4 protein-coding genes are annotated in these 6,333 nt (G+C 66.1%); 2 read left to right on the forward strand and 2 right to left on the reverse strand.

Annotated features, from left to right (window positions below):
- The first annotated feature begins 569 nt into the window (after positions 1 to 569).
- Both secA and ACIBW7_RS24460 read left to right on the forward strand, forming a co-directional pair.
- Positions 570 to 3,398 (forward strand): preprotein translocase subunit SecA, encoded by a 2,829-nt coding sequence (secA, locus tag ACIBW7_RS24455; protein WP_397049924.1) that lies wholly within the window; start codon positions 570 to 572, stop codon positions 3,396 to 3,398.
- A gap of 131 nt (positions 3,399 to 3,529) precedes the next feature.
- Entirely contained in the window at positions 3,530 to 3,907 is a 378-nt protein-coding gene (locus tag ACIBW7_RS24460; RefSeq protein ID WP_397049926.1) for a nuclear transport factor 2 family protein, read from the forward strand.
- On the opposite strand, the gene rsgA is transcribed toward ACIBW7_RS24460, so the two are convergent.
- The gene (rsgA, locus tag ACIBW7_RS24465) at positions 3,908 to 4,894 is read right to left on the reverse strand and encodes a ribosome small subunit-dependent GTPase A (protein ID WP_397050010.1); all 987 of its coding nucleotides are present in this window, start codon (positions 4,892 to 4,894) and stop codon (positions 3,908 to 3,910) included.
- Positions 4,891 to 6,201, reverse strand: a complete 1,311-nt coding sequence (aroA, locus tag ACIBW7_RS24470) for a 3-phosphoshikimate 1-carboxyvinyltransferase (protein ID WP_397049928.1) — start codon at positions 6,199 to 6,201, stop codon at positions 4,891 to 4,893. Before aroA ends, rsgA begins: the two co-directional genes overlap by 4 nt.
- Positions 6,202 to 6,333 lie beyond the last annotated feature (132 nt).

The raw sequence follows: 6,333 nt of genomic DNA on the forward strand, positions 1-6,333 counted from the left end.
ATTGTGGTCGCCCACAACGGTTCGTCCTGCCCCCTGTGGCATATCCAGCGATATTCGCGCATCCCTTTACCCACGCCTGGTTCCATGGAAGGCTGCATTGGCTCGAGACCGGAGGAACTCGATTCGCACACATTAATCGGGGTGCCGCATAATGGATGCCTTTTGAGCCGCGCTGCCCCTTGGTGTCGTCACGTGCCGTCGGATTGCGGGTCATCCCTGGTAGGCAGGGCTCGCGGTGTCCGGCACGACGATCGCCTTACATCGTATGACACCTGCGCTGAAACAGGTTCCGGTCCACCGGATTCCCACCCGTTCCGACAGCCGGCACACGGTACGGTGAAAAGAAACGGCTGCGGCCCAGGCGGCAGCGGCGGAGGCGGCGCTATGTCGCTGGTCATCGGCACTGGCCCTTCGAGCGACCTGCAAGCAGTCGCTACGGCTAACATGGATGCCGCATTACCATGAAGCGTGCTGCGGATTCCGCCATGCTCGGCGGGGCCATGTGCACACTGCCCGCCCCGGGTGACGGCCGAACATTTGACACACCGACCAGAGGACTGACGAGACCCGTGCCTGCGCTGACACTGACGAGGTTGCTACGGATTGGTGAGGGACGCACGGTCAAGCGGCTCGCCCACCTCGCGGAAGAGGTCCTCGCGCTCGGGCCCGAGATCGAGGAGCTCACCGACCACGAGCTGCGTGCCAAGACCGACGAATTCAGAGACCGCTACGCGGACGGCGAAACGCTGGACGATCTGCTCCTGGAGGCGTTCGCGGTGGCTCGTGAGGCGTCGTGGCGGGTGCTGAACCAGAAGCACTACAAGGTGCAGATCATGGGTGGCGCGGCGCTGCACCTCGGCAATATCGCCGAGATGAAGACCGGTGAGGGCAAGACCCTGACCTGTGTGCTGCCCGCCTATCTCAACGCGATCTCCGGTGACGGCGTGCACGTGGTCACGGTCAACGACTACCTGGCCAAGCGCGATGCCGAGTGGATGGGCCGCGTGCACCGCTTCCTCGGGCTGAGCGTCGGCGTGATCCTGTCCGGGATGACCCCGGCCGAGCGTCGCGAGTCCTACAACTCCGACATCACCTACGGCACCAACAACGAATTCGGCTTCGACTACCTGCGCGACAATATGACCCACTCGCTGGACGATCTGGTCCAGCGCGGTCACAACTTCGCCGTGGTCGACGAGGTCGACTCCATCCTCATCGACGAGGCCCGCACCCCGCTGATCATCTCGGGTCCGGCCGACGCCTCCTCGAAGTGGTACGCCGAATTCGCCCGCATCGCACCGCTGTTGAAGAAGGACCTGCACTACGAGGTCGATATCAAGAAGCGCACCATCGGTGTGCACGAAGCGGGCGTGGAGTTCGTCGAGGATCAGCTCGGCATCGACAATCTCTACGAGGCGGCCAATTCGCCGCTGGTGAGCTACCTGAACAACGCCATCAAGGCCAAGGAGCTCTACCACCGGGACAAGGACTACATCGTCCGCGACGGCGAGGTCATCATCGTCGACGAATTCACCGGCCGCATCCTGGTCGGGCGCCGCTACAACGAGGGCATGCACCAGGCGATCGAGGCCAAGGAAGGCGTCGAGATCCAGCCGGAGAACCAGACTCTGGCCACCATCACGCTGCAGAACTACTTCCGCCTCTACGACAAGCTCTCCGGTATGACCGGTACCGCCGAGACCGAGGCCGCCGAGCTGCACCAGATCTACAGCCTCGGCGTGGTCCCGATCCCGACGAACCGGCCGATGATCCGCGCGGACCAGTCCGATCTGATCTACAAGACCGAAGAGGCCAAATTCTCGGCCGTCGTCGACGATGTCACCGAACGGCACGAGAAGGGCCAGCCGGTGCTGATCGGTACCACCAGCGTCGAGCGCTCGGAGTACCTGTCCAAGCAGTTCACCAAGCGCGGCATCGCGCACAACGTGCTGAACGCGAAGTTCCACGAGAAGGAAGCCGAGATCATCGCCGAGGCCGGTCGCCCGGGTGCGGTCACGGTCGCGACGAATATGGCCGGTCGTGGTACCGACGTTGTGCTCGGCGGTAACCCGGACATCATCACCGACATCATCCTGCGCAAGGAGGGGCTGGATCCGGTGGAGACGCCGGAGGAGTACCAGGCCGCGTGGTTGCCGACGCTGGAGCAGGTCAAGGAGCAGACCGCCGAGGACGCCGACGCGGTCCGCGATGCCGGTGGTCTGTACGTGCTCGGCACCGAGCGTCACGAATCGCGGCGTATCGATAACCAGCTGCGTGGTCGTTCCGGCCGTCAGGGTGACCCGGGTGAGTCCCGGTTCTACCTGTCGCTGGGTGACGAGTTGATGCGGCGCTTCAACGGCGCCGCGCTCGAGGCCATCATGACCAGGCTCAACCTGCCCGACGATGTGCCGATCGAGGCGAAGATGGTCTCCAAGGCCATCAAGAGCGCGCAGACCCAGGTCGAGCAGCAGAACTTCGAGATCCGCAAGAACGTGCTCAAGTACGACGAGGTGATGAACCAGCAGCGCACCGTCATCTACGGCGAGCGCAACCGGATCCTGCGCGGCGAGGATATGGAGGGCCAGGTCCAGGAGATGATCACCGACGTGATCACCGCCTATGCCGACGGCGCCACCGCCGAGGGCTACGTCGAGGACTGGGATCTGGACAAGCTGTGGACCGCGCTGAAGACGCTGTACCCGGTGAGCCTGGACTACAAGGAGCTGACCGGTGAGACCGGTATCGGCGAGGCGGGCGACCTGACCAAGGACGAACTGATCGAAGCATTGCTCGATGACGCGCACGACGCCTACGAGAAGCGCGAACAGCAGATCGACGGTCTGGCCGGCGAGGGTTCGATGCGCAATCTCGAACGCCAGGTGCTGCTTTCGGTGCTGGACCGCAAATGGCGCGAGCACCTCTACGAGATGGATTACCTCAAGGAGGGCATCGGCCTGCGTGCCATGGCGCAGCGCGATCCGCTGGTCGAATACCAGCGCGAGGGCTTCGACATGTTCGCCGCGATGCTCGAAGGCCTGAAGGAGGAGTCGGTCGGCTTCCTGTTCAACCTGCAGGTCGAGGTGCAGCAGCCGCAGCCCGAGGGCGTCGCGGTCGAGCCGGGCCTGCGCTCGCCGGTCGGCGCCACCGCGCCGCGTCCACTGCCCACCCAGGAGGCGCCGGTCGGCAATGGCGCGCCGGCCGCGTTGCGCGCCAAGGGGATCAGCGATTCCCGGGCCAACAACGGCTTCCACTACTCGGGTCCGGACGAGGGCGGCCACGCCGCGGTGCACAGTGACGCCGAGGAGTACGGCGACGGCAGCACTCGCCGTGAGCGCCGCGAGGCGGCCCGTGCGCAGGCCAAGCCGAAGCGCGCACCGAAGTCGCGTCGTCGGCACTGATCGATCACGAAGGCGCCCATGGACCCGAGTCCATGGGCGCCTTCGTCGTCGGTGAAGCGGACTCTTTCGAGCGACCTGCAAGCAGTCGCTAACGCCCACGAGGGGTGGTGCGGCGGAGTAGCTTACGAGGCGTGGACCGGGACGCTGTGCAGAAATGGGTCGATGGTTACGAACGGGCCTGGCGTGCGCCGGGTACCGCGATGCTCGGGGAGCTGTTCACCCGCGACATCGAGTATCTGGTGTCGCCGTGGGCGGAACCGATTGTCGGTCTCGAACCGCTCGAGGTGTTCTGGGAGGCCGAGCGCAGTGGGCCGGATGAGGCGTTCACGATGGCAGCCGAGGTTGTCGCGGTGCAGAATTCGACCGCGGTGGTGCGAGTGAGCGTGGAGTATCGGTGGGATACGTTGTCGCGCTGGCGGGATCTGTGGGTATTGCGGTTCGACTCCGATGGTCGGTGCGACCGATTCGAGGAATGGCCCTTCGCGCCTGAACAGGCCGACGGGCACTGACTACCAGGATTCGTTGGAGTTCAGCGCGGTCAGCAGGAGGCGGATCGCGGCGACGCGGCGTTCCTTACCGGGCAAGGTATCCAGCGCACATTCGGGGTCCGCTGGGGGACCGAGGTGGGTGCAGCCGCGGGGACAATCCTCGATCGCGGCGGCCAGATCGGTGAAGGCGGCGATGACATCGTCGGGGGTGATGTGAGCCAGTCCGAAGGAACGGACACCGGGTGTGTCGATGACCCAACCGCCCTGCGGGAGCGGCAGGGCGACGGATTGGGTTGAGGTGTGTTTGCCCTTGCCAACACCGGAGACCTCGCCGACCGCCCGATCCGCATCGGGCACAAGGCGATTCACCAGCGTCGATTTGCCGACGCCGGAGTGCCCGATGAAGGCGGTGAGTCGGTCGGTGAGCAGATCGAGGACCGGTTCGCTGGGGTCGTCGATGCCGCCGTAGATGATGGTGAGGTCGAGATCGTCGAAGGCGGCGGCGAATTCGGATTCGGCGGCCAGATCGTGTTTGGTCAAACACAGGATCGGTTGCAGCCCACCGGCATACGCGGCGACCATGGCACGTTCGACGAAACCGGTACGCGGCGGCGGATCGGCGAGGGCGACCACGATGAACAGCTGTTCGGCATTGCCGACGACGATCCGTTCGAAGGGATCGGTGTCATCGGCGGTGCGGCGCAGGACGGTTCGACGTTCCCCGACGCGGACGATGCGGGCCAGGGTGTCGGCTTTGCCGGATAGATCGCCCACCACGTCGACCTGATCGCCGACGACGATCGGGGTGCGGCCCAGTTCCCTGGCCCGCATGGCGACGATCAGTTTGTCCGGATCGCCGCCGAGCACACAACCCCAGCGACCGCGGTCCACCGAAACGACCATGGCCGATTCCGCATCATTGTGCTGCGGACGGGTTTTCGTGCGTGGACGAGACGACTTGCCCGGGCGCACCCGGACATCCGACTCGTCGTAATCGCGTCGTCTCAGCGGGCCGCTCCCTGATCGGTGAGCGTGGGATCGAGCATCTGCTCCCACAGGCCGACGAATCCGGGCAGCGTCTTGGCTGTGGTGCCGATATCCTCGATCGCCACGCCGGGCACCCGGAGTCCGAGAATCGCACCGGCCGTTGCCATCCGGTGGTCGGCATAGGAATGCCAGTTGCCGCCGTGCAGCGGGGCCGGGGTGATCTCGAGTCCGTCCTCGGTCTCGGTGACATTGCCGCCGAGCCGGTTGATCTCGGTGGACAGGGCCGCGAGCCGATCGGTCTCGTGCCCGCGCAGATGCGCGATACCGCGCAGCCGGGACGGCGAATCCGCAAGTGCCGCAAGGGCGGCCACGGTGGGGGTCAACTCGCCGACATCGTGCAGATCGATGTCGATACCGGCCAGGCGCTCGGGGCCGCGCACGGTGAGCACACCGTCGAATCGGGTGACCTCGGCGCCCATGCGCACCAGGATCTCCCGGATCACATCACCGGGCTGGGTGGTCAGGCGCGGCCAGTGCGGGATGCGGACCTCGCCACCGGTGATGGCGGCCGCGGCCAGGAAGGGCGTGGCATTGGACAGATCCGGCTCCACATCCCAGTTCACCGCGCGGATCGGGCCGGGTGCGACGGTCCAGGTCTGGGCCCTGCGGCTGTCGGCCGGGGCATCGACGGCGACCTCGGCGCGCCGCAGCATCTCCACCGTCATCTCGATATGCGGCATCGAGGGCAGTGCCTTGCCGTCGTGGTGCACCACTATGCCCTCGTCGAACCGGGCTGCCGACAGCAGCAGTCCGGAGACGAACTGGGACGATCCGGAGGCATCGATGGTGACCGAGCCGCCGCGCAGCGCACCCTTGCCGTGCACCGTGAACGGCAATGCGTCGCCCTCGATTTCCGCGCCGATCCGGCGCAGTGCTTCCAGGATGGTGCCGAGTGGGCGGACCCGGGCTTGCTCGTCACCGTCGAAGGCGACATCGCCGGTGGCCAGGGCCGCGACCGGGGGCAGGAACCGCATGACGGTGCCGGCCAGGCCGCAGTCGACGGTGCCACCGCGCAGCGGCGCGGGTGTCACGGTCAGCGTTTCGGCGTCGCCCTCGATCCGTGCGCCCAATGCGCGCAGCGCGCCGATCATGAGATCGGTATCGCGGCTGCGCAGCGCGCCGGAAATGGTCGAGGGACCCTCGGCGAGTGCAGCCAGGATCAGGGCCCGATTCGTGATCGATTTCGATCCGGGCAGGGTCACGGTCGCGTGCACGGGGACATCGACATGGGGCGCTGGCCAGAAACTCACCCGTCTATCTTCGCCCATCGGGTCACCGGACACGCGGGCTGGGCTGTGTTTGATTGCAGCGCCTTCGGCGCTGCGGGTTCGCGGCCCCCTGGTGTCTCGCGTCCGAGTCGTCGAGACTCGCGACTTCGTCGCATGCGCTTCGACGACTCG

It is taken from the genome of Nocardia sp. NPDC049526, from assembly GCF_044465765.1.
In the GTDB taxonomy this organism is placed as follows: Bacteria; Actinomycetota; Actinomycetes; order Mycobacteriales; family Mycobacteriaceae; genus Nocardia.